Annotated in this window: 22 protein-coding genes; all 22 read right to left on the minus strand. The window is 39.8% G+C overall.

The genetic code is table 11. The features are described 5' to 3' along the window. Positions 1–4 precede the first annotated feature (4 nt). Positions 5–1,165, minus strand: a complete 1,161-nt coding sequence (locus N475_RS07800; RefSeq protein WP_063364989.1) for a glycosyltransferase family 4 protein — start codon at positions 1,163–1,165, stop codon at positions 5–7. Then, positions 1,162–2,805 (minus strand): heparinase II/III family protein, encoded by a 1,644-nt coding sequence (locus N475_RS07805; RefSeq protein WP_063364990.1) that lies wholly within the window; start codon positions 2,803–2,805, stop codon positions 1,162–1,164. Before N475_RS07805 ends, N475_RS07800 begins: the two co-directional genes overlap by 4 nt. Then, positions 2,802–4,940 carry a bi-domain-containing oxidoreductase gene (locus N475_RS07810; RefSeq protein ID WP_063355483.1) on the minus strand — a complete coding sequence of 713 codons (2,139 nt, stop codon included), beginning with the start codon at positions 4,938–4,940 and terminating at the stop codon, positions 2,802–2,804. Before N475_RS07810 ends, N475_RS07805 begins: the two co-directional genes overlap by 4 nt. After that, positions 4,937–6,277 carry a phenylacetate--CoA ligase family protein gene (locus tag N475_RS07815; protein WP_063355484.1) on the minus strand — a complete coding sequence of 447 codons (1,341 nt, stop codon included), beginning with the start codon at positions 6,275–6,277 and terminating at the stop codon, positions 4,937–4,939. Before N475_RS07815 ends, N475_RS07810 begins: the two co-directional genes overlap by 4 nt. A 77-nt stretch (positions 6,278–6,354) precedes the next feature. After that, the gene (locus N475_RS07820) at positions 6,355–7,242 is read right to left on the minus strand and encodes a hypothetical protein (RefSeq protein WP_155730821.1); all 888 of its coding nucleotides are present in this window, start codon (positions 7,240–7,242) and stop codon (positions 6,355–6,357) included. A gap of 247 nt (positions 7,243–7,489) precedes the next feature. Beyond that, positions 7,490–8,764 carry a lipopolysaccharide biosynthesis protein gene (locus N475_RS07825; protein WP_063355486.1) on the minus strand — a complete coding sequence of 425 codons (1,275 nt, stop codon included), beginning with the start codon at positions 8,762–8,764 and terminating at the stop codon, positions 7,490–7,492. Then, a complete protein-coding gene (locus tag N475_RS07830) occupies positions 8,757–9,806 on the minus strand; it encodes a glycosyltransferase family protein (RefSeq protein WP_063364991.1) in 1,050 nt (349 codons plus the stop codon). Before N475_RS07830 ends, N475_RS07825 begins: the two co-directional genes overlap by 8 nt. A gap of 2 nt (positions 9,807–9,808) precedes the next feature. Then, positions 9,809–10,960 (minus strand): N-acetyl sugar amidotransferase, encoded by a 1,152-nt coding sequence (locus tag N475_RS07835; protein ID WP_063355488.1) that lies wholly within the window; start codon positions 10,958–10,960, stop codon positions 9,809–9,811. Between the two features lie 10 nt (positions 10,961–10,970). Next, the gene (locus N475_RS07840) at positions 10,971–11,735 is read right to left on the minus strand and encodes an AglZ/HisF2 family acetamidino modification protein (protein WP_063355489.1); all 765 of its coding nucleotides are present in this window, start codon (positions 11,733–11,735) and stop codon (positions 10,971–10,973) included. A 3-nt stretch (positions 11,736–11,738) separates the two neighbouring features. Further along, positions 11,739–12,362: an imidazole glycerol phosphate synthase subunit HisH gene (hisH, locus tag N475_RS07845; RefSeq protein ID WP_063355490.1), complete on the minus strand. Its 624-nt coding sequence runs from the start codon at positions 12,360–12,362 to the stop codon at positions 11,739–11,741. Between the two features lie 2 nt (positions 12,363–12,364). Continuing rightward, positions 12,365–12,883, minus strand: a complete 519-nt coding sequence (locus N475_RS07850) for an acyltransferase (protein ID WP_063355491.1) — start codon at positions 12,881–12,883, stop codon at positions 12,365–12,367. A 1-nt stretch (position 12,884) separates the two neighbouring features. Next, positions 12,885–13,979 carry a DegT/DnrJ/EryC1/StrS family aminotransferase gene (locus tag N475_RS07855; protein WP_196765572.1) on the minus strand — a complete coding sequence of 365 codons (1,095 nt, stop codon included), beginning with the start codon at positions 13,977–13,979 and terminating at the stop codon, positions 12,885–12,887. A 4-nt stretch (positions 13,980–13,983) separates the two neighbouring features. Then, positions 13,984–14,949 carry a GDP-mannose 4,6-dehydratase gene (locus N475_RS07860; RefSeq protein WP_063355492.1) on the minus strand — a complete coding sequence of 322 codons (966 nt, stop codon included), beginning with the start codon at positions 14,947–14,949 and terminating at the stop codon, positions 13,984–13,986. Continuing rightward, positions 14,942–15,889, minus strand: a complete 948-nt coding sequence (locus tag N475_RS07865; protein ID WP_063355493.1) for a Gfo/Idh/MocA family protein — start codon at positions 15,887–15,889, stop codon at positions 14,942–14,944. The genes N475_RS07860 and N475_RS07865 overlap by 8 nt, the downstream gene beginning before the upstream one ends. Positions 15,890–15,906: 17 nt before the next feature. Beyond that, positions 15,907–16,401, minus strand: coding sequence for an acyltransferase (locus N475_RS07870; RefSeq protein ID WP_063355494.1), 495 nt, complete (start codon positions 16,399–16,401; stop codon positions 15,907–15,909). After that, a complete protein-coding gene (locus tag N475_RS07875; RefSeq protein ID WP_063355495.1) occupies positions 16,401–17,555 on the minus strand; it encodes a DegT/DnrJ/EryC1/StrS family aminotransferase in 1,155 nt (384 codons plus the stop codon). Before N475_RS07875 ends, N475_RS07870 begins: the two co-directional genes overlap by 1 nt. 89 nt (positions 17,556–17,644) lie before the next feature. Then, positions 17,645–18,928, minus strand: a complete 1,284-nt coding sequence (gene wecC / locus N475_RS07880; RefSeq protein ID WP_063355496.1) for a UDP-N-acetyl-D-mannosamine dehydrogenase — start codon at positions 18,926–18,928, stop codon at positions 17,645–17,647. 48 nt (positions 18,929–18,976) lie between these two features. Next, positions 18,977–20,092, minus strand: a complete 1,116-nt coding sequence (gene wecB, locus N475_RS07885; RefSeq protein WP_063364992.1) for a non-hydrolyzing UDP-N-acetylglucosamine 2-epimerase — start codon at positions 20,090–20,092, stop codon at positions 18,977–18,979. A 59-nt stretch (positions 20,093–20,151) separates the two neighbouring features. Then, positions 20,152–22,401: a polysaccharide biosynthesis tyrosine autokinase gene (locus N475_RS07890; RefSeq protein ID WP_063355498.1), complete on the minus strand. Its 2,250-nt coding sequence runs from the start codon at positions 22,399–22,401 to the stop codon at positions 20,152–20,154. Between the two features lie 14 nt (positions 22,402–22,415). Next, the gene (locus tag N475_RS07895; RefSeq protein ID WP_063355499.1) at positions 22,416–22,850 is read right to left on the minus strand and encodes a low molecular weight protein-tyrosine-phosphatase; all 435 of its coding nucleotides are present in this window, start codon (positions 22,848–22,850) and stop codon (positions 22,416–22,418) included. 16 nt (positions 22,851–22,866) lie between these two features. After that, positions 22,867–23,988: a polysaccharide export protein gene (locus N475_RS07900; RefSeq protein ID WP_063364993.1), complete on the minus strand. Its 1,122-nt coding sequence runs from the start codon at positions 23,986–23,988 to the stop codon at positions 22,867–22,869. A 679-nt stretch (positions 23,989–24,667) separates the two neighbouring features. Then, the gene (locus N475_RS07905) at positions 24,668–25,834 is read right to left on the minus strand and encodes a nucleotide sugar dehydrogenase (RefSeq protein WP_063355501.1); all 1,167 of its coding nucleotides are present in this window, start codon (positions 25,832–25,834) and stop codon (positions 24,668–24,670) included. Between the last annotated feature and the right edge of the window lie 282 nt (positions 25,835–26,116).

Raw genomic sequence — 26,116 nt, forward strand, 5'->3', positions numbered from 1 at the left:
CTCACTATCCTAGTTCAACTATTGAGTTACTCATGTCTTTCATGATATTGCTGCGTGTATATTTCGCGATGAATGCTTCTCTGTCTGTGTGCTCAAGCTTTAACTTAGTCAGCGCTTCCATGGCTCCCTTGTGATCTCCTGGATAAAAAACCTCTGCGTTTGACACTTCAGACTTAATAAATTCAGCCGCATAACCTGAAACACCTGCCAATATAGGCTTACCTGTTGCTGCGTATTCAAATATTTTAGAAGGTAATACTTTTTCAAAAGCAGGGTAATCATTTAAATGAAGGAAAAGTACATCAGCATTAAGGTACTCTTCAATCAACTCTTGTCGATTTACAGGCGGTAATAACTCCATATTAGCCTTACCCGTTGTACCATCAACTAGCTGCTTTTTACGTCCTCCATCACCAATAATCCTGAACGAATATCCCTTATTTGCTAACCCTGCAAGCTCTGGCAAGATAGTATGTAAACCCTGACCTTCGCCAATGTTGCCAGCATAAACTAGTCGTTTAGTGTCTTCTGAATCACTTTCATTACTGATGTTTTTTGGTAGTTCAAGGAACTCTCCATCAATGCCATTTGTAAACCAAGAGTAGTTCACCTTCGCATAGCGCTCATTAAAATATCCCGCGAACCCCTTTGAAACGAGGTTGATGTGCTTTGCGGATGAAAAGGTATATTTTTCAATAGCCGAGAGGACAGGCTTCAATACCATAACTGCTTTTGGTGACAGCACATCTTTGATTGTATCAACAAAGATATCCCGTATATCCAGATAAAGAGGGATCTTTTTCTTTTTCGCGACTCTAGCACCTAAAAATGCAGTAAACAGTCTGGAGCTTGTTGCAAACACGATGTCATAGTCTTCGTGTTTGACCAGTGCTTGGGCATGTTGGTAAAACGTTTTAAATGATTTAATTTGATCTAACATACCACTTTCATGGGATGGCAGTTCGATACGTCTTATCCTAACGTTTCCATTCTTTTCCTCTGTCTTAGCACCCGCGCTAAAGCTGGCATATCGATTGGGCATCGTTGTTACTACATCAACTTCAACCCCTGAGTGTTGCTTCAATTGCTCTACCAGTGCAGTCGTTCTAAATGAGCCAGCGCACAAGTCCGGTTTGAAGTAAAAAGATAAAACCAGTATTCTCACGAGTCCCTCTTAATATGTTTAATTTCTGTTCTTAAATTACCGCTATCAAAAGCAATTTCAATTTTTTTATTGGCTATGGTTTTGCCAAATTCAGGGTGCCAAGTGCTGTCTTTAACCGCTATCGGTTCAGAACTAACAATGCTGCACAAGGCCTCGCTATTCATTTCAATTTTAAGCTCAAACTCTGAAACTTTAATGACATCAATATTTGGATGCAGGTGTAAATGAAAACATGCATTGGCCGCTTTTGATAACTCGTCAACAATAACAAAGCTATCTGGTGAACATACTAACTTACGAGCGTGTTTTACTTTCGGGCTAAGCTGTAAGTACCCATCATGACTGGCAGATAACAGTACCTTTTCAGGCTTACTTATTGCTTCTACTAAGTATGCGTATGCTCTTTTTGCAACTCTAAATCCAGACCAAACTTGAGAAGAATCTAAGTCCAAAACTGACACCGTATTGTGTGCTGCGGTTTGGCGCTGTCTGACCCGCTCTTTGCTCGTACCATACAGCGAAGTACCTGAGTTAACAAAGACTCGTTGCTCTCCAATAGATAGCTCAAAGCTCAGTGTGTCGGCATGTGCATGTCCAGGTAAATAGTCAGGGCCTACATTCGCGTGGTCAAATATTGCTGAGTAGTTTGTAAAAGAAACACGGCTATAACCGCTGCTTTTATTGGTTACTAACTGCTCCGCAACGGTTTCGTAATTAAGTTCAAGCCTTTGTGCGTACTCAAAAATTTGGCGCGGTTGCATAGCAATACCAATAGCAGCATCATTGAAGAAGCTTACCTCTCCGTCCGGATGGACCATAGAAGAAAGCCAAAAGAGCGCTTTTTCCGCGATTAGTGTCCAATGTGGCAAGCATCCAATGAGCTGTGGTTTATTGCTCGTTTTAGCTAAATCGATTAACTCAAGTAAATCCCACAATAATATTTCATGATACATTGGAGAAAGTTCAAAGTGAGCACCATCAGCTAAAAACTGCTCTTTAAGCTCTGCATTTAGGATACTGATCCCACGCTCAAGTAACTCTACTGAATTCCCCCCATCCAAATAAGCCCCGACAAATGTCAATGCCTTGGCATTCGCAAACAGATGGTTACCCAAGATATGATATTCTAATTGTTGCGTAAGCACATTTGCTTGCTCAAGCATACTCTTTAAGTAACTGGGAGGTACTTCAGGTTGAACACTACACCACTTAACCCAATTCACTAACCTGAGTGATATAGGGTATGGTTCCCAACCATTACCATTACATGGAGGGTTTTGCTCAATCCACTTCTGAATAAACTCATGATGTAAAGAGCACCTTTGTGCGGCGTCTTTTGAGCTTAAATCGTCAAAGTAGTGTAAGTTGTATAACCATAGCTTAGGTTTACTTGTGCAGTTCCAGTCTGAAGGGCTATTGACCGCCCCTTCCTGATTTAAAAACTTAACCGAAGAACTGCTCAATAGGCTTTGTTTATTTAATAACGGGCCTGACCAACGCCATAACAAGCTGCCTGGTGCTTCGCACTCCACGTGCTTAGGCTTGCGAAACTTGTAATAACCTCTGTAATACACTTGCTTAAACTTAAGATACTTCACCGTGTGAAATATCTTAAGTAACCTTTCTAAACGCTTGCTCATTGTTGTCTAAGCTGCTCAGCTATATCTATAGAGATCTTTGCAACTTCAAAGATTTCTTTGATATCAATCGGGGCATCCTTTCCTTCTCGAATAGAATCCAAAAACAGCTGAGAACAAAGGTTTTGCCCTTTGTCTTGTTTCCACAGATTCATTTTCTTGAAGCCTTTAAAACCAAAGCCTTTTAATTTCACAAAGTTATCAAGCTGTAAAACTTTGCCATCAGCAAATACTTCTATGCGCTCTTTCGGGAAGCTGGCCGCTCCATTTGCATAGTAGTGGATAGTACCGAATGAACCATCAGCAAAGCCTAAAATAATTGCAGCCTTATCTTCGGTTACGTCAACGGCATCGCTATCTCCCATCCTACGCGCTTGGACAGAAACAATTTCACTGCCGACAAGAAAGCGCATCAGGTCAACAAAGTGACAGGCTTCTCCGATGATTCTACCACCACCTACACTGATGTCTTGGGTCCAGTGATCTGCTGGAATACTGCCAGCATTCATAGTCATAATAAATGACTTAGGACCTTTGATAGGATCAATAAGAGACTTCATTTTTTGAATTTGAGGTGCAAATCGACGATTAAATCCAACCATTAGTTTAGGAGGATTAGAAGATTGACAAGCTTCATCATATGCAGACTGCACTTCATTCAGTTCATCATGCGTAATAGCCAACGGCTTTTCTACAAAAACATTTTTACCAGCCAAAAGAGACTGCTTAACAAAATGCGCATGACTATTGTGACGAGTGACAATAGCCACGGTATTTATTTTATCGCTTGCAATTAACGAATCTGTATCTGTGGTTGCTTCTTTAAACCCGGCTTGGTTGCCGTGAATAACGCCATTAATTCCACCTGAAGTAGATATACTATGAAGTTGTGCACCCGCGTTTTTGAACGCGGGAATTAGTACTCGAGACGCATAATTACCCGCACCGACAAAACCAATTACCGGCTCGCCAGCCTTATACTCCACTTGGGCATTCAAAGAGACATTTGATGTGTGGCGTGACTCAGGTGCTGAATTAAACTGTAATAAAATCCCCAAAGCAGATTTATCACTGGTCAACAAATCGTATGCTTCTGTCGCATTTTCAAATAGAATACGGTGCGTTATTAGAGACTTAACATCCAATTGCCCGCCCGACATCATATCTAAGATGGCTTCAAAATTTCGCTGCTCAGTCCATCTCACAAATGCAAGTGGGTAGTCGTTACCTTTATCTTCATAATTTGGATCATATCGACCTGGACCATATGAACAAGAAACCTGGAAGGTAAGCTCTTTTTCATAAAAGTCTGCTCTACTCAACTCAAGCCCTGTTACACCCACTAGAATTATACGACCGCGCTTACGGCTCATTCTCGCAGCCTGAGTGACAGGATCATTGGACTTCGTTGATGCTGTAATAATTACACCATCGATACCATTACCACGGCTGAAGGCCATGCCAGCGGCTACAGGATCTTCACCTCGGCCTGGGTTACAAATTTCTGCCCCGAACTCTTTGGCCATATCAAGCTTAGCTTGATCAAAGTCTATCGCGAGAACTCGACACCCTTGTGCTCTCAACATTTGTACAGTGAGCAAGCCAATTAAACCAACACCTGTAACAACAAAAGACTCACCCATCGTAGGGTTGGCCAAACGAATGCCTTGCAAGCCAATACTTGCAACCACGGTAAATGCCGCTTCTTCATCAGTAACGTTATCTGGTATTTTGGCGACTAGGTTTTTAGATACTCGAACAACATCTGCATGTGGTCCGTTAGACACAACGCGATCCCCTACTTTAAACGCGTCTACACCATTGCCGGTTTGATCAACAACTCCCACATTACAATACCCTAGTGGTAAAGGCTGTGCGAGCTTAGACTTAACCGCATCAACGGTTGTCATTAGACCGTCCGTTTGCACTTTCTCTAGAACCATTTTTACTTTGTCTGGTTGAGATCTTGCTTTGTCTATTAAGTTTGCTTTACCAAAGTCAACAAGCATCCTTTCTGTACCAGCAGAAATTAAGGTCGTTGCAGTATTAATTACAACATGATTTTTAGTTGCTGTTGGCGCTGGCGCTTCAACGATTGAAGAACCACCTTTCGCCATATCCTGTAAAATTTGTTTCATATTTCTTTCACCAATAACGGGGTTTTTCCGCTGACTGTTTTAACTGGTTTTGCTATTTCTTTAAAATCGAGCACTAAGTCCAAATTGCTACTATCAAATAACTCTGTCACATTTGCTGTTAGTTGCTCTCTAGGCACAAACAAAATCGTCGCTTCTCCAGCTTTGCTTTGTTTAATTTGAATGCTGCTACAATAGTCAAACAATTTGTGATGACGCCCAAAAATCAATGCAGTAAGAAAGACCTTGTTTCCTTTGTGGTCTAAAATATACTCACCGTCACGCCCTTTGGAAATTGTAAACTCATCCAATAAACTACTGTTTTTTGCAGATATAATATCTTCCGTATTGTACCTTATAAGTGGATGAGCAAAATTATAATAACTGGTGGCTACAAGCTGAAGGTCGCCATCCATTTCAACAGCTTCTGTGAAACCATATGTTTGAAATGGCTCGTAGACTTGTTTCTGATGTTTCTCGTATGCCAATACACATCTTTCAGTGTGCCCATACCATGAAACAGAATCACAACTTAAAATTGACTCTACCTGGTCTCGCAACGCGGGGTTGGGATATTCAGATCCTAACATCATCCCATTGATATGCACTTTTAATTTATCCAAAAGAGGATGATTATTGGCATCTAGCCAAAGCACAAAATCAAATATTGCACTTGGATAACCATGCAAATAACTGGGTTTATAGTGATCAAATACGTCCAGAAGTTTATTTGCTACTTCACCCCAGCCAACGTAGGTATCTACATTTAATTGATGCCTTGCTGAATCATACTGAACAACATCTTTAACATTTGAACGCCCAGAAAAGACAATTCGCAGATCCTGTGACTTAAACCCAACCTTTGACCAAACCTTATGCATGTGCGCCCATTCATGGCCAACACTTGAAGGCTCAATTCTAAGCTCTAGGGGATTGCCACTACTGCCTCCAGTATTCTCAACATAACTGCTGATAGTATTATTAGACCTCAGCTCTAGCGCATACTTTTGCAAGATAGACTTATTGATAATAGGTATTTTTTTAAGATCCTCGAAGCTCTGCAGTTGCTCCGGATCAAAGCCTTTTTCTTTATAAAACGCTTTATAAAATTCGACCTCTTGATATGCATAAATAGCTAAGGATTTCACCCGGTCAAAAATAAACTGCTGTTTTTGTGTGCCGTTCATAGCGTCATATTCAGTAAGGTCACTTGTACGCAACTTGTAAACCTTACCAATGCTTGGTCTATGCTTGAAAGGTAAATGTGACACCAACTTACCGATAGGATATGGTAAATTTATCAGCTTTGTTTTTATAATAGAAACAATGTTTAAACTCACTTAAACCTACCTTATTTGAGCTATTTCATTTAAAAATTTTGAACTTAAGTTATCCATACTGTAACTCTAACAAAAACTTACTCTGTTGCTTCAACTCTGCTCTCTCGACCAATCTCATTACATTTAATTGATGAGCAAAGAGCTGAAATAATTAATGCAACATAGGGGTTTGTCAGGTTCAATTGAATCAAACCGCCTATCAAAAAGAAGAAAAGTAATGTAACTAAGGTATATCGATACTCTCCACTAGAGGTAAAAACATTACTCAATATGTATAAATACATAAAGAATATAAACCCATAGTAAGAATATATTTCGAGCAACTCATTGTGGAATGTTCCCCAGCTCATCTCTATTCGATAAGCATTCCAAAACGGAAAAATTACATCTAAAGCCTCAAAGCTGGAAAAGAAAGAATACCAATGGCTAAAGCGAGTAATTAAAGATTGATCTGTTGTATTGAGCGCAAGAAGTGCAACTCCAATCGTGACAGCAATACTAAACATCGAGGTTACTAGCGCTATCTGCCCAGATCTTAGCTGTAAACTTCTAATCACAATGTAAGTAGGTACAGCAACCACAGCCAGTACTGCAAATAGCCTACTATATGACATAACAGAACAAATTAGAGATACGCCAATGACTAATACCGAGAGTTTTTCAAGCTTTTTCTCATATAAGTTATTAACCGAAAGTACTATCGCTAAGATATAAACAGCAGGAAAGTAATCAAAGGAGTTATATATAACAATATTGCTAAATACAAAGTACTCAGAGTAAACCGTGCCGAAAAACGCTACATCTGTTGTGAACTTAATCAAAATCATTGCCGAAATAGCGGTATAAAAATGCGAGACGAAATCAACATTTTCAAAGTCAACCTTTGCAATCTTTAGTAGACTAACAAAGAGCTGCATAAAGAATAAGGGTAACACCATACCAAAGGCCAATAAAACTGACCGCATATTCTGATTTACGGTAAATGAGAGAAACAGCGTAAATAAGACTAAAAATATAAATACAAGCTCACTTGTTTTAAACCTGAAGTTAAGAATGTTTAGTACAGCCAGACCTGAGAACAGTATGAGCATAAGAGGCAAAGATGGCATGCCCAAAAAGTTAAAAGGGCTCGCATCAAATCTCAGTCCTCCTGAGATATTCAAATTTAGGAACAGTGGAACTACTATTATGAAAAATAGTAAAAAAGTTCTTTTACTGAAGGTGGATCTCATTAACACTTTGTCCCTTTGTTTTAATGTGGAATACATACCTAATTAGGAGTAAACTCATTAAGGAAGTAATAAACTGTGATATCGCAACACCAAGTGTTTCATATTGGCTAAACAACAACACAGAAATAAAAACATTAAAAATTAAAGTGGCTAGTGCGATGTAAATCCCTTCTTTGACCACCCCTATTGAGAATAAAACAGCGCCGTAAACGCAGAAACAACTCCAAATAAAGTACTTTCCAATCAGAAACCAACTATATACGACAGCATTCCTGTATTCCTCACCAAAGTAATACTCAACCATCAAATAAGAAGCAAAGGCCAGCACGAAAGAAAATGGAATTGTTATAAAAATAAGTTTGTTTTGATACTCGCTTGCTTTCTCTCTGATCCACGCTCCATTGTCTTGCTTTTCACTAAAGTACGGAGTTATTACTGTTTGAATCGTACCTGTGATTACAGTACCAGATAGGAAAAATAGCGTCGCAACTGAGTACACCCCAATTTCATCACTCGCCACACCAAGAAAACCGAGTAAATATATATCTATATTTTGCGAAACAACGGTGATTAGTGCGCCGACAATAATAAATGCGGAGTACCTGTTGATTTCAGATTTTCGGGTTGTCTGAGTGGTATTGGACACCTCGTTTTTCAACAAAGGGAAATAAACAATCAAGCCAATAAAATAACAAGCCACAGTTGCAATAACTACGCCTTCAAACCCATAAAATATGGCCGAAACAAATATAACTGCAACGAAAGCTAATCTCACCGCACCTTGTAATGTGGCTGCTAATTTAACTTTCTTTTGTGACTGCAAATAACACAAAAATAACAATGCCGGCGCCGCAAATAAGATGGAAACGCCATAGACATAAGGCCAATAGCCAATCTCTTCTCTAGAAGGGATTAAATAGAAAGCGCAAATTAAGGTAAATAGCAAAAAGCTAATAATTGAAATTAAGGTCACGGCCTTTAAGCCATGAACTAAGTAGGCCTGTTTCTCACCTTGGCTTACATCTTCCGAGCAGAATTTCAAAATCGATGAATTGAACCCAAAACACGCCAGCATGATAAAAAACGCACCAAATGAGTGAAGTAACTTTAAATTACCCACTTCAGCTGGCGTAAGATGCGCGGCTAAAAAAAGAACTAAGCCGAACCCTAAAAATTGAACAAGAAAGTTCGAAAACAACAAATGGAAAAAGCCTTTTTCCAAGGCTTTTGAAAATAATGCTTTAAACTTAAGCATGTTCAATTTCTTTATAAATTTCGATTAAGTCGTCAGCTACCACTCTAGAATCATGGTACTTTTCAACATAAGCTCGGCTAGCTTTACCTATGTTATGTCTCAGCTGCGCATCCAAGATTAGCTCTTCTAGCACTTTCTCAATCGTATCAGGATTCGCGTTTACTAAAGGTAACTCTTCAGGGAACTTATCAATTAAATCTTCCCTAATGAAAGTCACTGTTGGTTTACCTGCGGCCATGGTTTCTACAGCGGTTACGCCGTGCGAACCACACCTTAACTCATCTACATAGACATCACAGTTGCTAATTTCTTGATATACCTCTTTTTGAGTTAATTGTCTCTTTAAGACAAACTCAAAATTAAGGCCCTTTTTCTTCAAGTTTTCCACTGCTGCAACAATTTCTTCAGTACCCTTAACTTTTGGCTCTGTAGGTATATGTAAAATGCGTGGACAAGTGTTATTGGCATCTGGCACTTTTAGATTAATTTCATCTAAAATAACAGGCTGCCTAAAGGTAAACACTTTATCAAAGTAAGGCTTCGCAACTTCTCCTAGCTCAGGATCTGTCGCACAAAAGCGAATATTTTGTTTCCAAGAGCTATATCGAAGTTTAATAATTGTATCGATTTTTCTACTGTAAGGTTTGTAGAAATATGGATTCAGTTCGTTTGCCTGCTTTAGAAATCGAGCATCTCCACCACCGAACGAAATCAGCATTGGAATACCTGCTTTTCTAAATTTTGGCCCTTCGTATAGGGAGTGTAACTCCCTAAAAAATATATTAGAACTGTGGTAGTGTACGATACTACATTCATTTTTCACTTGTTCTATGAACTTAAAAATAGAACCTATTTTTTTAAACGTACTGTCATCTGGATGGCACACAGAACCATCGTATGGCAAGTTCCGACTCAAGTCATGAACATCTTTATCATAGAAAATCACATTTTTACTGTTGATCCCTTTTTCTCTCAAGGCGTGGGCTACCTTGTAAGGCCATCCTGCCAAACTTCCGTACTGTAAAATGTATTTATCTTGCATTGTTATTTTTTCTCAACTGAATGTGGCAATGTGTACTTGATATAGAAGCTCCAAGGAATTAGCTTCCACTTAGCCATTAGGTAGAAGAAAGGTCTCATTCTTTCAAAAGTTTTCTTGTATGTTTTAAAGTCCGTATAGTGCTTTTTCGGTAAACTCATAAGTCTATCAAACTCTTCGTCAGATAGGTTTAAGCGCTTCTTATAAAACTCTAAAAGACCATCTTCAATATGAGGCTCTTCTTTCATCAACGCTAAAGCTTCTTCTCTTGTCATACGACCATCGCGGCAATAGGCTGAGTACCCTGCAATTCTGAAATCTGTATTCCATCTTTTAGGAAAGAAATAACTGTGGAAGAATGAAGAAGTTCTGTTCTCTAAGTGGTGGCCACCGTACCAAACCCATCCATACTCCTTAGTCAGCATTGCTTTTGCAGCTTCTTTGTCGTATTCAAGATAGTAAAGAGGGCGAATTGACTTAATTTGGTTAAACAACATCCATTTCAATTGCTTTGATAGCCATAGATTTGGAAATGTCTTCATTGGGACCGTGCCGTATTCTTTATGAACGCTGTCTATGTACTTAGCATCCATGTAGATCCAACCCATAGGTGCAGATCCCTCAGTTCTGAAAGAATGTCCATCAATCTTATACTTGATACCGTATTTTTCAGCCGCCATATTCATTGTTGTTGCTAGGCCGATATCGGTTGGGTTTTCAATCTCTTTAACACCTGCTTTAAGGTGCGCTAATATCATATCGTCAAATTCATTAGCATCAACAACATAGGTATACAGATCAATACCTAGTTTTTCAGTAACGCAATGGATGTTTTCAGTCGCAACAGTTGAGTTCCAAGTGTTATCAAAGTGGACAGCTAATAAACGTAAGCCATATTTCTTGGTCATTAAGTGCATCAAGTAAGAAGAGTCGCAACCACCACTTACGCCAATTAATGCATCATATTTTTTACCTTTTCCAGCTTCCTTCATTTCATCTACAAGACGTTGAAGTTCAGCCTCACCCCTTTCATCATTTGGGAACTGTTCTGATAACTCGTCAATTTGTGTACAGTAACTACAAACACCTTCTTCGTTGAATGTTATGTTAGGAACTTCCGAGTCATAAATACAACGTGTACATATCTGGTAAGTCATTTTCAATTGCCTAAATTAGAATTTGTGATAGTTCGGAATGACTTGGGAATTTGATTAACACTCCCATATCCTTTGATTGAAATACAGCCATGCTGCCAATTGCCACTGCAGATGCATGCGCATCGTCAACAACACTTTTTATGTCGTCTAACGACCCAGCTCCACCCGCGGCAACAACTGGGATATTGACACTGTCGACAACTTGCTTAACTAGATTTGAGTCAAATCCCGACCACGTGCCGTCTCGGTGTACAGTGTTTAAGATAATTTCACCAACACCAAGGTCGCTTGCATATTGGGCAGCCTCTACTGGAGACATTTTTATTTTATTTTTTGATGAGTGCGTGCACACCACGTACTTTTTTCTAAATCTTGATTGCTTGACATCCAATGTCGCAACTATACTCTGAGAGCCATATACAGATACAGCTTCCTTGATAATATCTGGTTTTTCAAAAAGTAATGAGCTTACGGAAACTTTCTCAATTCCCATATAAAATAGCTTTCTAAAATCCGCCATTGTTTTAACACCACCACCATAGCATATTGGCATAAAGCACTCTGATGCTATCTGCTCTAACAGACTAAAATTGATGGGGGTTTGTTTATTGGTGCTATCTATATCAAAGAGTACAAGTTCATCAACTTCTTTTTGGTTGAATATACGTACTGCATTAATTGGATCGCCAACATAGCGCTCATTTTTAAACTTTTCTGTTTTCACTAAGCCTTTGCCCTTCAGCAGTAGGCAAGGCATGACTCTAGTTCGTAGCAAAATTTAAACTTCCGAAAATTTTTTCATTAATGCCATCCCGAATTTATGACTTTTTTCGGGATGAAATTGCACTCCCCAGATATTATCTTTCTGGATAGCACAGGTAAACGGATAACCATAATTGCAGGTCATCAATATGTCATCTTGATTTTTAACTACAGCATGATAAGAGTGGACAAAGTAAAAGCGAACCTCACCTTCAAAATGCTCGGTTAGAGAAGTCGTTTTCTTTGCGTCCACCACATTCCAACCCATATGTGGAATGCGAAGCTTTTGGTCTTGATATTCAGGTGCCGCGAAATCAAACTTTTTCACTTCCCCTGATATCCAACCCAGGCCTGGTAATGTTCCTTCCTCACTAGAGTCCAGAATTAGCTGCATCCCCAAACAAATACCAAGCACAGGAACTTTATCTTTCAGTACTCTTTCATTGAGCACATCTAATAAGCCACTTTCTCTTAATTTTTGAGCACCATTATCCCAGCTACCTACACCTGGTAAAATAATTTTTTCGGCAGCTTTAATCTCTTCAGGTGTCGATATGATTTTACTTTCAACACCAATATGCTTGAGCATATTTTTTACAGAGCCTAAATTACCCATTTCACAATCTATAATAGATATCATAACTAGCTCTTGCTCGCTTTAACTCTCGCAGGACATCCAAATACCTTGGAGTTTCCTTCAACGTCTTTATTAACAAAAGACATTGCCCCCACAACAGCACTGTCGCCAATGCTAACACCTTTTTGCACAACTGAATTGGGTCCTATGTAAACCCCATTACCTATTGTTGTAGGCTCTTTGACTACAGGCTTTTCACCAAGGCTTGTTGACCACTCTACAGAGTCATGTGTATAGATTTGAACACCTGCGCTGATTGAGCAGTAATCTCCGATGACGAGCGGCCCGCCGCTGCCATCGAGAATCACATTAGGTCCTATCCACGTATTTTTACCAACGCGAACATCCCCCAACACAAGCACATTGTTGTAACAAGTAGTCCCTTCGCCAAAGCCTAAGAACTTTGCAGTTTCCCAGCGGTCCGTAAGCAAATCACCCAAAGACACATGTCTATTAAACTTGGACTTCATTCGCTTACGTAGGTAAGTGACTACTCTTATTGCAACTTTACTAATTCGCTTCATTTTAAGAGAAAAAGTCTTTAATGCATGTTGTAACCGTCTCTACACACAGATCATCGTAGCACGGTAATGTAATGGTATTATCTTCTAGCCACTGTGCATTTGCTTGTACGTCGTTGTACTTTTCTTTGTAAAAAGTAGTACCGCTCAGGCAATATGTACCCAGTGTAGATTCAATATTATGTGCTGCTAGGTGATCAATTAATTCGTCTCTATTCGTGCCTTCTGGGACAGTAAATACTAAAGACTGAATGTTATGATAAACGCCTTCCGTTACAGATTGACGCTTAATACCTACCGGCTCTAGCGCATTTGCATATTCAACGGCAATAGCATTGCGACGTGCTGTAATTTCATCTAGCTTGTCGATTTGCTTCCAGCCCATAAGTGCTTGGATTTCACTCATACGGTAGTTATAGCCAAAGTCAACAAAGTCAAACACTTTGCCGCGAAGGCCATCTGCACCATGATTAGACTTAACAGCTAACCACTTAGCAAAATCTTTGTTATTTGTAACAATTGCACCACCTTCACCCGTCGTTAAGAGCTTTCTCGGGTGAAAGCTAAAACACGTTAGGTCAGCAATGTTACCAACTTTACGATCATTAATATGACTACCTATCGCACAAGCTGCATCTTCAATAAGCGGAATACCAAACTCTTCACAAAGTGCCTTAATAGAGTCTAGGCCTGATGGATTCCCTAATGCATCAACAAAGATTACAGCTTTGATCGTGTCGTCCATTTTCGCGCGCAGATCTGACACTGACATGTTGTAGGTATCTCTATCAACATCAACGAAAACAGGCACAGCGTCTAAATCTTCAACAACATTTGCCGTTGCAGGGAATGAGAAATCAGAAACTGCTACTTTATCTCCAGCTTTGATACCGATTGCTTTTAAACACATCGTTAATGCTGTTGTAGCCGACGTCATTGGCACTGCATATTCAGCACCCGTGTATTTCTTTAGACTTTCTACAAACTTTGCAACATTAGGACCTTTGGTTAATTGGCCAGAGTCGAATATTTCTTTCATTTCTTCAGAAACTTCTTCAAAAGAAATATACGGCTTTATTAGCTTTATTTTCTCGTTCACTTTACTACCCTGTAAATTTGGCTTTATACCAATCTAGAGTCTCCGCTAGACCATCTTCAAAAGAAGTCAGATTGTATGAGATGAGCTCTTTTACTTTTGCGTTGCTAGCATTGTGAGTTAATACATCCGCACCGCGCGCTTCTTTTCTTACTAACTCACCCTGATAGTCGTAATGTGCAATAATCTTAGTAAGTAGCTCTTTGATTGTGACACAGTTATCAGTAGAGATATTCACACTCTCACCAGCTGGCATTACAGTGTACAGCTTGACGACTGCATCAACCGTGTCCATCACATAGATGAAATCGCGGCTTTGGTTTCCTTCACCATGAAGCTCTGGCGCAATGTTATTTTGAATACGCCAAGCAGTGATAGGAATAACACCAGCGAGTAACCCTTTATGGTTTTGTCTCGGGCCATAATTATTAAATGGACGAACAATAAATGCGTCCACATCAAACATGTTTACATAACTTTCAACTGCAAGATCTGCTGCTGCTTTACCTGCTGCATAAGTTGTTGTAGGAGCCTTAGGGTGAGCTTCATCCATTGGTTCATAAACAGCTGTACCGTAAACTTCTGACGTAGAGAAGTGACATAAAGACTTGAATTTGCCTTTACGCTGCAGCTCTAGCAAGTTAACAGTTCCTGTTACATTTGTGGTAAATGCATTACCAGGATTAATGAAAGAGTAATTGAGTGCTTTTGTTGCAAGGTTAAATACAACATCAACTTGGTGTGCATCAAAAATGTACTCCAAGCTATCTTTATACTCTATGTCTTCATTATAGAATACAGCACCTTTAGCAAGTGCTTCTTGGATGTTGTCTTCTGAGCCAAGGAATAAATTATCAACGATAATAACCTGCTTAGCACCGTCAGCAATTAGCCTGTCTACTAAGTGACTACCTATAAAACCAGCACCACCTGTAACAAGTACTACCTTACCTTCATAACTTTCTCTAAGCATTATTTATTTGCTCCAAAATTAACTCGCTTATTCTCAACGACTCTACACCACTTTCAATAGTTGGAAGGTTTGTGCTCACCTCACCGTTACAAGCCGCAATAAAGGCCTGATGCTCAACTAATAAAGCTTCCTGTGGTTTAACTTCAATTTGTTGTTCAAGAGAAGAAACAACATAAGGCTGACCAGCTTCTTGAGTTACTGTTGATTGCTTATGAACAATCAGCTCTTTTCTTAGCAACTCAGCATCAACGTATGACTTATCTGTAGTTACCTGAATCTTACGCTGTTTCTTTTCTGTCATACGACTCGCTAATACGCGAGATAGTGCGCCATTTTCATGCTGGATAAGAGCTGAAGCAAATGCAACTAGGTTATTCTCTTTTTTACCGTAAGCTAATACGCTCTTAACTGGGCCATTTAAGTACAACGCTAGATCGATATCGTGAATCATTAGGTCAAGTACGACGTCTACGTCAGTGATTCTTGAACTCAATCGATTCGTGCGAGAGAAGTCTGCATTAATAACTTCGTCGTTCTTAAGAACTCGCTGTAATTCAACAACTACAGGGTTGAAACGTTCTATAAAGCCACACTGAACGTACATATCATGCTTCTCAGCTAACGCTTTAATTTCAAGTGCTTCTTCTAACGTCTCAGCTAGCGGTTTTTCAATAAAAACATTCTTTACTTTGCCTGCACACAGCTTGAAATACTCAAAGTGCGTACTAGTAGGCGTTACGATAACAACCGCGTCAGTGCCAGAAATAGCTTCATCTGCATTTGTTGTATAAGGTACTTGATACTGTTCCGACAGCTTCTTCAATTCTGCTTCATTGAAATCGAAGATATTAGTCACTTCCACATTTTTAAGCATACTTAGTATTCTGAGGTGGTTGCGCCCCATGTTACCGATACCTAATATTGCAACTTTTAATGTCATGTCACTTTCCAATTTAGTTAGCTTACTTTATTGCCGGCTTTGTCGATTTTAGCGATAATCCTCGCTGGGTTACCTACGACTAAAGTGTAAGGTGGAACATCTTTTGTAACAACAGAACCTGCTGCCACCATAGCATACTCGCCGATTTTAATGCCGCATACGATTGTAGCGTTTGCACCTAAGCTAGCTCCATTTTCAACTATGGTCTCTGTAATTTGCCAGTCAGAGTTAAACGCTCTTGGAACCTTGTCGTTTGTAAAAGAAACATTTGGTCCTACAAAAACGTCATTTCCGATTGTAACACCTTGGTAAACAGACACTGAGTTTTGAATTTTACAACCGTTGCCGATGCTAACCCCTGCGTCTATGTACACATCTTTCGATATGATGCAGTTTTCACCGATCGATACATTCTCTCTAATTTGCGAATTAATCCAAACTTTAGTGCCTTGACCAATCTTGGCGCCGTCACTAACGTGAGCACTTGCATCAATATAAATATCTTGAGACATTATACCTCCTCAATTAATTTACAAATCATCTCTATTTCTTCTACTTTCAAATAGGGATGCATAGGTAGGCTGAATACACGATCTGCAGCTTGCTCGCTCACTTCGAAGCTTCCTGCGCTGTAACCAAGAGACTCAAATACCTTTTGCTTATGCAAAGGGATAGGGTAATACACTGCAACTGGTACACCATTCGCTTTTAAATGTTCCATGATTTGAGTTCTATGCGCATCATCTTTTGCGAGTAAAGTGTACTGAGCCCATGCACTTGTATAACCCTCAGGAATACTTGGTGTCGTCAGACCGTCCACATTAGATAAATTAGCAGTATAAAGCTCAGCTACGTTTTGACGCTGCGCAATTTCAGTATCGAAAACTTCAAGTTTTGGTAATAAAACAGCAGCTTGAATTGTGTCTAGTCGTCCAGTTAGACCCAAGCGAACATTTTGATACTTATCTTCACCTTGACCATGGACGCGAATTGACTTTAATAGCTCAGCGATTTCGTCGCTGTCGGTAAAAATAGCACCGCCGTCACCGTAACAACCAAGAGGTTTAGCTGGGAAGAAAGATGTACAACCAATGTCACCTAAGCCACCTGCTTTTTTGTCGTTAATTGAGCCACCAAAACCTTGAGCAGCATCTTCAATAACAGTCAGGTTATATTCACTGGCAACTTTGTTTATCTCTGACGCATTCGCAGGTAAACCAAATAAATCAACGCTGATAACGGCTTTAATTTGATTAATATCTTCACATACTGCTGAATGAATCGTCTGCTCTTTATTGCTGATTGCTTGCAATGCTTCTGCAAGCTTTTCTGGTGAGATATTAAAAGTATCTAGATCAATATCAACAAAGAGTGGCTTTGCACCTACAAATTTAATAGCTTCGGCGGTTGCAATAAATGTAAATGGTGTTGTTACCACAACATCACCTTCACCGATATTATGAGCTAAAAGGGCCATAACAAGCGCATCCGTACCTGATGCACAGCTAACACAATGTTTAACTCCGACGTAGTCAGCTAGTTTACTTTCCAGCTCACCAACTTCGGCACCCATTACATATTGACCATGGTCTAATACTTTATGAATATTTGAATCTATTTTATCTTTCAGTAATGAGTATTGTGTTTTTAAATCAATAAATTGCATTTTATCTCCTAGACTATAATACTGTAGAAATCGTTTTTATTTCCATGACCACTTATACGTAGACAGGGTTTTAAGCAAGCTTCTAATTACTAAGACCATATTCCTTTTGTGTCTATCACTTTGACATGAGACGGAAGCTCTTTAATTTCTTTAAACTCTCTGTGGTCAACCAATAATACAGCTATGTCTGTATCTTGAATGGCTTCATGTAGTTCACATAAAACGCCGTTTTCTAGTCTATCCTTGGAAAGCTCTGTTATATTCGGTTCAACTATGCGAACTGGTGCAGAGTGCATTTTCGCAATAGCCTTGGCTATTTCGAATGAAGGGCTTTCTCTTAAATCGTCAATATCAGCTTTAAAAGCGATACCAAAACACGATATACGAATATCTTTTGCTGTTTTTTCAGGCATTGATTGCATTAGATCCGCTATCGCTATTTTTACCTTTTCTAATACCCAATGTGGTTTAGCATCATTCACTTGTCGTGCTGTATGAATAATTTTTGCTTCTTCAGGTGTCTTGCTCACAATAAACCATGGATCGACTGCAATACAGTGCCCGCCGACACCTGGTCCAGGTTGCAATATATTTATTCTCGGGTGCCTGTTTGCAAGTGATATTAGCTCCCAAACATCAATATCTAGCTTATCGCAGATAATGGATAACTCGTTTGCGAATGCGATTTGCACATCGCGGCAAGAGTTTTCAGTCAACTTTGCCATTTCTGCAGTACGAGAGTTCGTTTTGACACACTCCCCTTCTACAAAAATACGATATAGCTCAATAGCTGCTTCCGAACACTTGTTTGTCATTCCACCAATGACTCGGTCATTTTCGACCAACTCTCTCACAACATGTCCAGGTAAAACTCGCTCTGGGCAGTGGGCGATACGAATATCTGAGTCTTCCCCAATATGCTGAGGGAATGAAAGATCAGGCCTAGCTTCGGCGAGCCATTCAGCCATTTTTTCTGTCGCACCAACAGGTGAAGTTGACTCTAAAATAACTAAGTTACCTTTCTTTAAAACAGGCGCTATCGCTTCGCTTGCTTTTTGGATATAAGTCAAATCAGGCTCTGGTATTTGACCATCATCCTCAGCTTTATTTTTGAATGGTGTAGGCACCGCAATTAAAAAAGCATCGGCTTCTTCTGGCGTTGTTGTCGCTTTTAAATAACCTTCGGTTACTGCAGCATGAACTATGATATCTAGTTCAGGCTCGACAATGTGAATTTCACCTTTATTAATGGTGTCGACGGCATATTGGTTGACATCAACACCAATAACTTGTTTTTTGCGTGATGCGAACATCGCTGCAGTTGGAAGGCCTATATAACCAAGGCCAATCACAGAGATATTATTGAAAGACATGGGTTCCCTTTGAAGCTTAACGTTGTAGCTTTAAATACAACAAGTAAATTATTGAGCTAGAATATCGCAAATTGTTTGGCATGCGTTACCAGTACCATAAGGGTTATGCGCCCTACTCATTTCTGTGTAGCTCTGCTCATTTGTTAATAGTTCATTGATTGATGAAGTAATCAAATCAACGTCTGTACCTACAAGTTTTACAGTACCAGCAGTAACCGCTTCTGGTCTTTCAGTCGTGTCTCGCATTACCAAAACAGGCTTACCCAAACTTGGGGCCTCTTCTTGAATACCGCCAGAGTCTGTCAGAATAATATGTGAACGGTTCATTAGATAAACAAAAGGTAAATACTGTTGAGGTTCTATCAAGTGAACATTGCTGACATTTTTTAGAATACGATTTACTGGCTCTTGCACATTTGGATTTAGATGAACCGGATAAAGGATCTGTGCCTCAGGGTGTGCCTTTGCTACTCTAGCTAACGCCTCACAAATACGCTCAAACCCACCACCAAAACTTTCGCGGCGATGGCCTGTCACTAAAATAAGCTTTTTATCGTCATCTAAAAATGGAAATTGCGCTGCAAGTGTAGAAGCTAAATCATCATCTTGCTCAATCTGGTCTTTAACCATCAGCAATGCATCAATAACAGTGTTACCTGTAATATGAATGCTCGACTCGTCATAATTCTCAGCAAGCAGATTTTGCTTAGATGTCATTGTCGGAGTGAAGTGATACTTAGTCAGAGCACCTGTTAATTTACGATTAGCTTCTTCTGGCCAAGGTGAATAAATGTTTCCAGTTCTAAGTCCTGCTTCAACGTGACCGACAGGAATGCGTTCGTAGTATGCAGCTAAACTAGCCACAAACGTTGTTGCAGTGTCTCCATGCACAAGCACCACATCAGGTTGGAACTCTTTTAACACAGGCGTAAGTTCTAAAAGAATTCTGCTGGTTACTTCAGGTAATGTTTGACCTGCTTTCATAATATTGAGGTCAAAGTCAGGCACTACTTTAAAAAGCTCCAGCACTTGGTCCAGCATCTCACGGTGCTGCGCTGTAACACAGACTTTTGCATCAAATCGTTCATCTGCTGCAAGCGCATGAACCAGCGGCGCCATTTTAATTGCCTCTGGACGCGTGCCAAAAACTGTTAAGACTTTCATTCAAAACTTCCCATGTAAGCTAATAACATTATTCTACTAATAAAATATTAGGCCAATTACTATTTATCTGATTTATACTCGTAGTTGTAATAACCATAATACCCGTAAGCATTACTCGCTTTTTTAACTACACCATTGAAAACAACACCCTTAACATCAGTGCCATTTTGCTCAAAGCGCTTACGCGTTAGCTCTAATTCCTTCAAATGATTCTGCCCAAAACGTGTTACAAGCAATGTGCTTCCCGCATGAGCACTTACGATTGCAGGATCTGTAACAGCTAGAATTGGTGGCGTATCAATAATGACCAAGTCATATTTTGCACTAATTTCATCGATAAGCTTGCTAAAATTCTCATGCATTAGAAGCTCAGATGGGTTAGGAGGGATCTGCCCTCGAGTCATCAAGTCAAGTCCCTCAACTTGAGTTTGCTTTGTCGCCTCTTCCAGCGTAATACGGCCTGACAAATAGTCGCTTAGACCATTATCCCATTTCATACCAAACTGTGTCTGTAGGTAACCTTTACGCATATCAGCATCGATAATTAAAACTTTTTTATCACTTTGCGCCAAAACTGTTGCCAAGTTTACTGAAATAAATGATTTACCTACACCTGGGCTCGGGCCAGAAATAGCGATGATATTATTTTTTGCTTCCATCATTGCGAAGTGCAAACTTGTTCTTAAACTACGCAATGCTTCTATTGATAGGTCTGCGGGGTTATCAACTGCGAGTATAGATTTTGCCTTCGCAGTTTTTCCTTTTCTCGCCTTCGCGAAGCCTGTCAGTTTAACCTGATACTCAGAATAAGGAACACTCGCATATACCGGCATTCCTAACGCTTCAATTTCGCTTGGATCTTCAATGCCTTTATGGATAGCTTTTTGAATAAGCGCAAGGGCAATCGCTAACATACTGCCAAGTAAAGTAGCCATAACAACAATTAGTGCTTTCTTAGGCTTTACAGGGCTTGATGTATTAACTTGCGCCTCGTCAATGATACGTACGTTGCCTACTGTACCAGCGCGAACTATATCTAGCTCTTGTGTTTTTGCCAGTAGTAACGTGTATATCTCGTTGTTCACTTCTACATCACGCTTTAAACGCAGTAGCTCTTGCTGAGTTTCAGGTAATACCTGAACTTCACTTGCCAAACGCCTTTTTTGATTTTCAACGGCTTCAATTTGCTCAATCGCAGCCTGATAGCTTGGGTGGCTCAGTTTAAACTTGCGCCCTAGCTCAAGTTTCTTTAGCTCTAACTCTTGCAGTTGAGTTTCAAGCTTAACCAGTTGCCTCAATACTCCTTCGGTTTCCAAAGAAATATCTACTGATTGCTGCTTTACTTGATAATCATTGAAACGTTGCTCTGCTGCTTCTAACTGCTTTTTAACTTGCGGAAGCTGGTGCTCTAAAAACTCAAGAGATTTTTGCGCTTCTGCACTATTGCGCTCAACATTGCGGCGTACGTAAATACCAGCAACTTTATTGAGTACATCTTCAGCGTAAGTCGCGTCCGCATGTTGGAAGCTCAGATTGATAATTCCAGAGTCTTTACCTTTTTCACCAGCTCCTATCGTCGCTTGTAAACCCAAGATCGTATTCAAGCGATCTTGTTTAGCGATCACAAATTCAGTTCCTGGACGTGCAACTAATGTTTTAAGAGTCAGTGTAAATGTTCCGTTTGTTGCCTCTTCACCAACCTTACCACTTAGGAAAGCGTCACCATCAGAGTTAATCAACTCAAATCTTCCACCCTCTTTAGCGATCAGTGTATAAGCCACACCCACGGCATTTTCTGGCACTTCAAACCGGAACACTTCGATAATCTCACCACCCCAAGCATAGCTACTTGCACCAAAGCTTGGTTCAGCTAAGTCACCAGCTTGCAACGGCGTGAAACTTCTAAATGAACGACCACCAATACCCGGAAACAGTTTTGGCTGTGCAATAATATCTAAATTTAAGCTATCAACTGCTTCACCAATGATGCTTCTTGATTTCAATAGCTCAATTTCAGTCACAGCAGCTGAAGTACTTTCAAACATTCCGCCAAGCTCATCAAAGCCTGGTACTGAGCCGCCTTTTTCCTCAACTTGAATCATTGATGTAGCTTGGTATATAGGCGTACTAAAAGTAGCGATACACACACCTATGATCATGAACAAGGCTGTAATAATAAAGATAAATAACTTGCGGTCTAGCAAAGCTCCTACTAGAGCCATTAAATCGATTTCTTGAGATTGAGATTGAGATTGAGATAAGGCTTGTTTATTTTGTGCGCCAGTCGTTAGGTTTGATTGAGCATTCATTGACTCTTTCATCCTTATAAATACTTCTGCCAAGCGCTACAAGCGCTATCAATTAATTCGTATACATGTTCAAAAGCTTCACGGCTTTGACGATACGGATCAGGGATCTCCTTGTCGCCTAGCCACTTGCCAAGTAAGAAGGTTTTACCTCTTGCCTCAGGGTAGCGAGCACAAAGATCTTTCAGGTGCCTTTGCTCCATCACCAAAATTAGTGCGTTTTGATTTACTAAAGAAGAATTTATCTGACGACCTCTATGGGCTGACATATCTATATTTCGGGAGCTTGCCAATTCTTTTGCTAAAGAATCAGCCTGCTTTCCTTCAAGTGCTGTTAAGCCAGCCGAAGATACTTTGATATTCGTCTCTGCAAGCTTCTCTTTTAGGACATATTCGGCAGTTGGACTTCGACAAATATTTCCTGCACAGACAACCAATATACTATCAAACATTACTATGTGTACCTACCTATTGGTTATCTATGTCTTGAAGCGCATCAACTGTAGTCAATGATGGCAGTAACAAACTTATTACCTTATTCCAACGCGCGATTGGTGCACTTGTAACGTACACGATATCTTGTGGCTCAAGACTGAACTGCTCAGCAAAAACCAAAGCGGCAATATTGTTTGCTCTTAGCTGATACACATCTGCAATCACACCATCCTTCTCAAGATTTCTCTTTCTAAGAACGAAAATGCCGTTTGCATTTGCACTGCGCTCGTTGATCCCACCAACTTCAGAGAGTGCCTCGGCCAAACTTAAGCCATAACGATTTACTTCAACGGTGCCAACTTTGTTAACATCACCCATTACGTAAACATTACGTTTATCGTTACGAGATACATGGATAACATCACCATGCTGTAGTAAACGGTTTTGAGAAATATCCCCTTTAGCATAAAAGTTATCTAACTCGATATGCTCAACGGTGTTACCGCGAGAAAAAGTGACCACTTGCCAGTCTGCCCTTTCTGATAGACCACCTGCTAGATTAATAGCATCAATAAGCGTCAACGGAGACTCCGTGATTGGGTATACACCAGGTTTATTTACTTCACCTGTTACATATGCTTTTTGGCTTTTGAAGCCAACTACTTTTACGTCGATTTGAGGATCTTCAATGACGCGACCAAGTCGTTTGGTTAGCTCTTCTCTTAACTCTACAACTGTTTTTCCAGCAGCAGGCACTTTAGGCGCATACGCATAAGTAATTGTGCCGTCTACTTGTACCCTAAAACCATCAAACTCTGCTGTTCTTTGAACTGCTGCTGGAATTGTTAATTCTGGATGATCCCAAACCCCCACAGTGATGACATCACCAATACCAAGGCGGTACTCGTAGTTAGATACATCTACACCTTGAGAAAGTGAAGTAGTCGGCGTTTTAGATTTGAGTTTTTGCTGCTTAATTAAAGTTGAATCAATAAGCTGGATATTTACTTTTGAAAGGTCTTGCTCCAAGCTTGTTGTTTTATCACCTGACGTAATTCCTTCGTAATGCCCACCTGGGATTAAGGTGCAGCCACTCATTACCAAAACACATGCAGCAGCAGTAGTGGTAATGAAATTTTTACAGCGTTGGGCCATTTGTTATTCCTAAATATTTTAATACTTATTCTTACCTTCCAAGCTCAATAAGGCTCGGCAACATAAGTGCTACTTATGCGATGGCTAATTAAAGCATGCGATGAATTCAATCGCAAGTTTACATTGCGTTAATGTTACATGAGTTTTACTAAAGATTTGTTGCAATAGCTATGCAATTAAAGTTCACTATTGGAAAGTTTAAAAATTCATACAAAGCAACCACTCCACCAACTCAACTCAATACCTTTTAACTAGGTTATACGCTCTAAAAAGCTCTTCTTTGTAAGACCTATCAAAAAAATTAATAATTGCAAAAATTCAACTAACTAGAATGCGAGAGCTCTCGAACCAAGCCGTAATTATTAATTCAATTAGGTATCAAACATACCAAATTTAAAATTCAATAAGCTTTGTAACGTTTTAGGTGTACTAAGGTGACTTTACCAGAATAGAAAAAGATAGAATTGCTTTCATACGACTCCCTGTATTGTGACTAAAAATATCCTTCATGGCGGGCATTATACAGAATAATTGCACCACCGCCAATTATAAAACCGACAGAGTTTGCTTGAACTCACTATTTTTGCTTCTATGCAGTTTTATACTTTTTACTCTATCGCGAGAACTTGTAGTCCTGTGCAATCACAGTTACTTTGGGCGTGAGAAAAGCCTGTTACTGTCAATCTTTACCAAATAAGTCTCTTGTATAGACTTTACTTCTCACATCATCTAACTCTTTCGACATACGATTCGTCAATATGATATCAGCTTCTCTTTTCAACTGCTGCAAATCCCTAGTCACTTTGGAGTTAAAAAATTTGTCGCCGAAAAATGTGGGTTCATAGACAATCACTTCGATCCCCTTTGCCTTAATTCGCTTCATAACCCCCTGAATAGCGGAAGCTCTAAAATTATCCGAACCAGATTTCATCACTAAACGGTAGATCCCAACGACTTTAGGAGCACGCTTTATAATGGACTCCGCAATAAAATCTTTTCTGGTTCTATTCGCATCTACAATGGCTCCGATAATATTGCTCGGTACATCTTGATAGTTTGCCACCAATTGCTTTGTGTCTTTTGGCAAGCAATATCCGCCGTAACCAAATGACGGGTTGTTGTAGTGATCGCCTATTCTCGGATCTAAACAAACACCTTTTATTATCTCCAACGTGTTCAATCGATGGGCTTCTGAATAGCTATCAAGTTCATTAAAGTAGGCAATTCGCATGGCCAAATACGTATTCGAGAATAGCTTAACAGCTTCAGCCTCGGTAGAGCCTGTGAAAAGGATCTCTACTTCTTTTTTGTGAGCTCCTTGTGACATCAGTTCTGCAAAGTGATGAGCAGCTTGAGATTTACTACCGACAATTATTCTCGAAGGATACAGGTTGTCATAAAGTGCCTTTCCTTCTCTCAAAAACTCTGGAGAAAAAATAATTTTATCTGTTTGATATTTTTCTTGTAGCCCAACAGTGTAACCCACCGGTACTGTTGATTTGATCACGATATTTGCTGTAGGGTTAATCGCTATTACCTCTTCCACAACACTTTCAACCGTATCAGTATTAAAACAATTTGTGACTGGGTCATAATTTGTGGGTGTCGCTACGATCACAAACTCCGCACCTGCCAGCGCGTACTCCTTGTCTGTTGTTGCCGCCAAGCATAACTCTTTTGTAGCGAGATAGTCCGAAATCTCTGGATCAAGAATAGGCGAAATTCTATTATTGATATCTCGGACTTTATTTTCATCAATATCATAAGCAACAACTTCACTATATTGCGCTAACAAAATTGCATTTGAGAGCCCAACATAACCGATTCCTGCCACCGCAATTTTCATACGCTTTTTTCCCTTGCCTCAGCAATGGTTAAACCAATAATCAGCATTCCTAATTTGGCGGTGCTGACTTTTCGAGCACAACTAGCTGCCTGCTATAATGAAGAGGAAAAATGTCAGAAATTTTAAAGTTAACGAAAGTTGTTTAGCTAAGAGAGCGTGATATTAGCCTGATAAGAAGAAAAAGCGGCATTATACCTATACCGCATGCCATTAAGCACTTGCCAAGAGCGTTTTTTAAATTAAATTGGGGCTAAAGCAATATGTAACTCCCCCAAAAAATGA

This window comes from Pseudoalteromonas luteoviolacea DSM 6061, assembly GCF_001625655.1.
Lineage (GTDB): Bacteria > Pseudomonadota > Gammaproteobacteria > Enterobacterales > Alteromonadaceae > Pseudoalteromonas > Pseudoalteromonas luteoviolacea.

What these genes read in the sequence shown, in the direction of transcription:
- N475_RS07900 (WP_063364993.1), bottom strand. Translation starts at nt 23,988, where the DNA reads ATGGCCCAACGCTGTAAAAATTTCATTACCACTACTGCTGCTGCATGT.
- N475_RS07835 (WP_063355488.1), bottom strand. Translation starts at nt 10,960, where the DNA reads ATGACTTACCAGATATGTACACGTTGTATTTATGACTCGGAAGTTCCT.
- N475_RS07820 (WP_155730821.1), bottom strand. Translation starts at nt 7,242, where the DNA reads ATGCGGTCAGTTTTATTGGCCTTTGGTATGGTGTTACCCTTATTCTTT.
- wecC (WP_063355496.1), bottom strand. Translation starts at nt 18,928, where the DNA reads ATGTCTTTCAATAATATCTCTGTGATTGGCCTTGGTTATATAGGCCTT.
- N475_RS07825 (WP_063355486.1), bottom strand. Translation starts at nt 8,764, where the DNA reads ATGCTTAAGTTTAAAGCATTATTTTCAAAAGCCTTGGAAAAAGGCTTT.
- wecB (WP_063364992.1), bottom strand. Translation starts at nt 20,092, where the DNA reads ATGAAAGTCTTAACAGTTTTTGGCACGCGTCCAGAGGCAATTAAAATG.
- N475_RS07895 (WP_063355499.1), bottom strand. Translation starts at nt 22,850, where the DNA reads ATGTTTGATAGTATATTGGTTGTCTGTGCAGGAAATATTTGTCGAAGT.
- N475_RS07875 (WP_063355495.1), bottom strand. Translation starts at nt 17,555, where the DNA reads ATGCAATTTATTGATTTAAAAACACAATACTCATTACTGAAAGATAAA.
- N475_RS07850 (WP_063355491.1), bottom strand. Translation starts at nt 12,883, where the DNA reads ATGAAGCGAATTAGTAAAGTTGCAATAAGAGTAGTCACTTACCTACGT.
- N475_RS07870 (WP_063355494.1), bottom strand. Translation starts at nt 16,401, where the DNA reads ATGTCTCAAGATATTTATATTGATGCAAGTGCTCACGTTAGTGACGGC.
- N475_RS07860 (WP_063355492.1), bottom strand. Translation starts at nt 14,949, where the DNA reads ATGCTTAGAGAAAGTTATGAAGGTAAGGTAGTACTTGTTACAGGTGGT.
- N475_RS07810 (WP_063355483.1), bottom strand. Translation starts at nt 4,940, where the DNA reads ATGAAACAAATTTTACAGGATATGGCGAAAGGTGGTTCTTCAATCGTT.
- hisH (WP_063355490.1), bottom strand. Translation starts at nt 12,362, where the DNA reads ATGATATCTATTATAGATTGTGAAATGGGTAATTTAGGCTCTGTAAAA.
- N475_RS07865 (WP_063355493.1), bottom strand. Translation starts at nt 15,889, where the DNA reads ATGACATTAAAAGTTGCAATATTAGGTATCGGTAACATGGGGCGCAAC.
- N475_RS07905 (WP_063355501.1), bottom strand. Translation starts at nt 25,834, where the DNA reads ATGAAAATTGCGGTGGCAGGAATCGGTTATGTTGGGCTCTCAAATGCA.
- N475_RS07890 (WP_063355498.1), bottom strand. Translation starts at nt 22,401, where the DNA reads ATGAATGCTCAATCAAACCTAACGACTGGCGCACAAAATAAACAAGCC.
- N475_RS07830 (WP_063364991.1), bottom strand. Translation starts at nt 9,806, where the DNA reads ATGCAAGATAAATACATTTTACAGTACGGAAGTTTGGCAGGATGGCCT.
- N475_RS07805 (WP_063364990.1), bottom strand. Translation starts at nt 2,805, where the DNA reads ATGAGCAAGCGTTTAGAAAGGTTACTTAAGATATTTCACACGGTGAAG.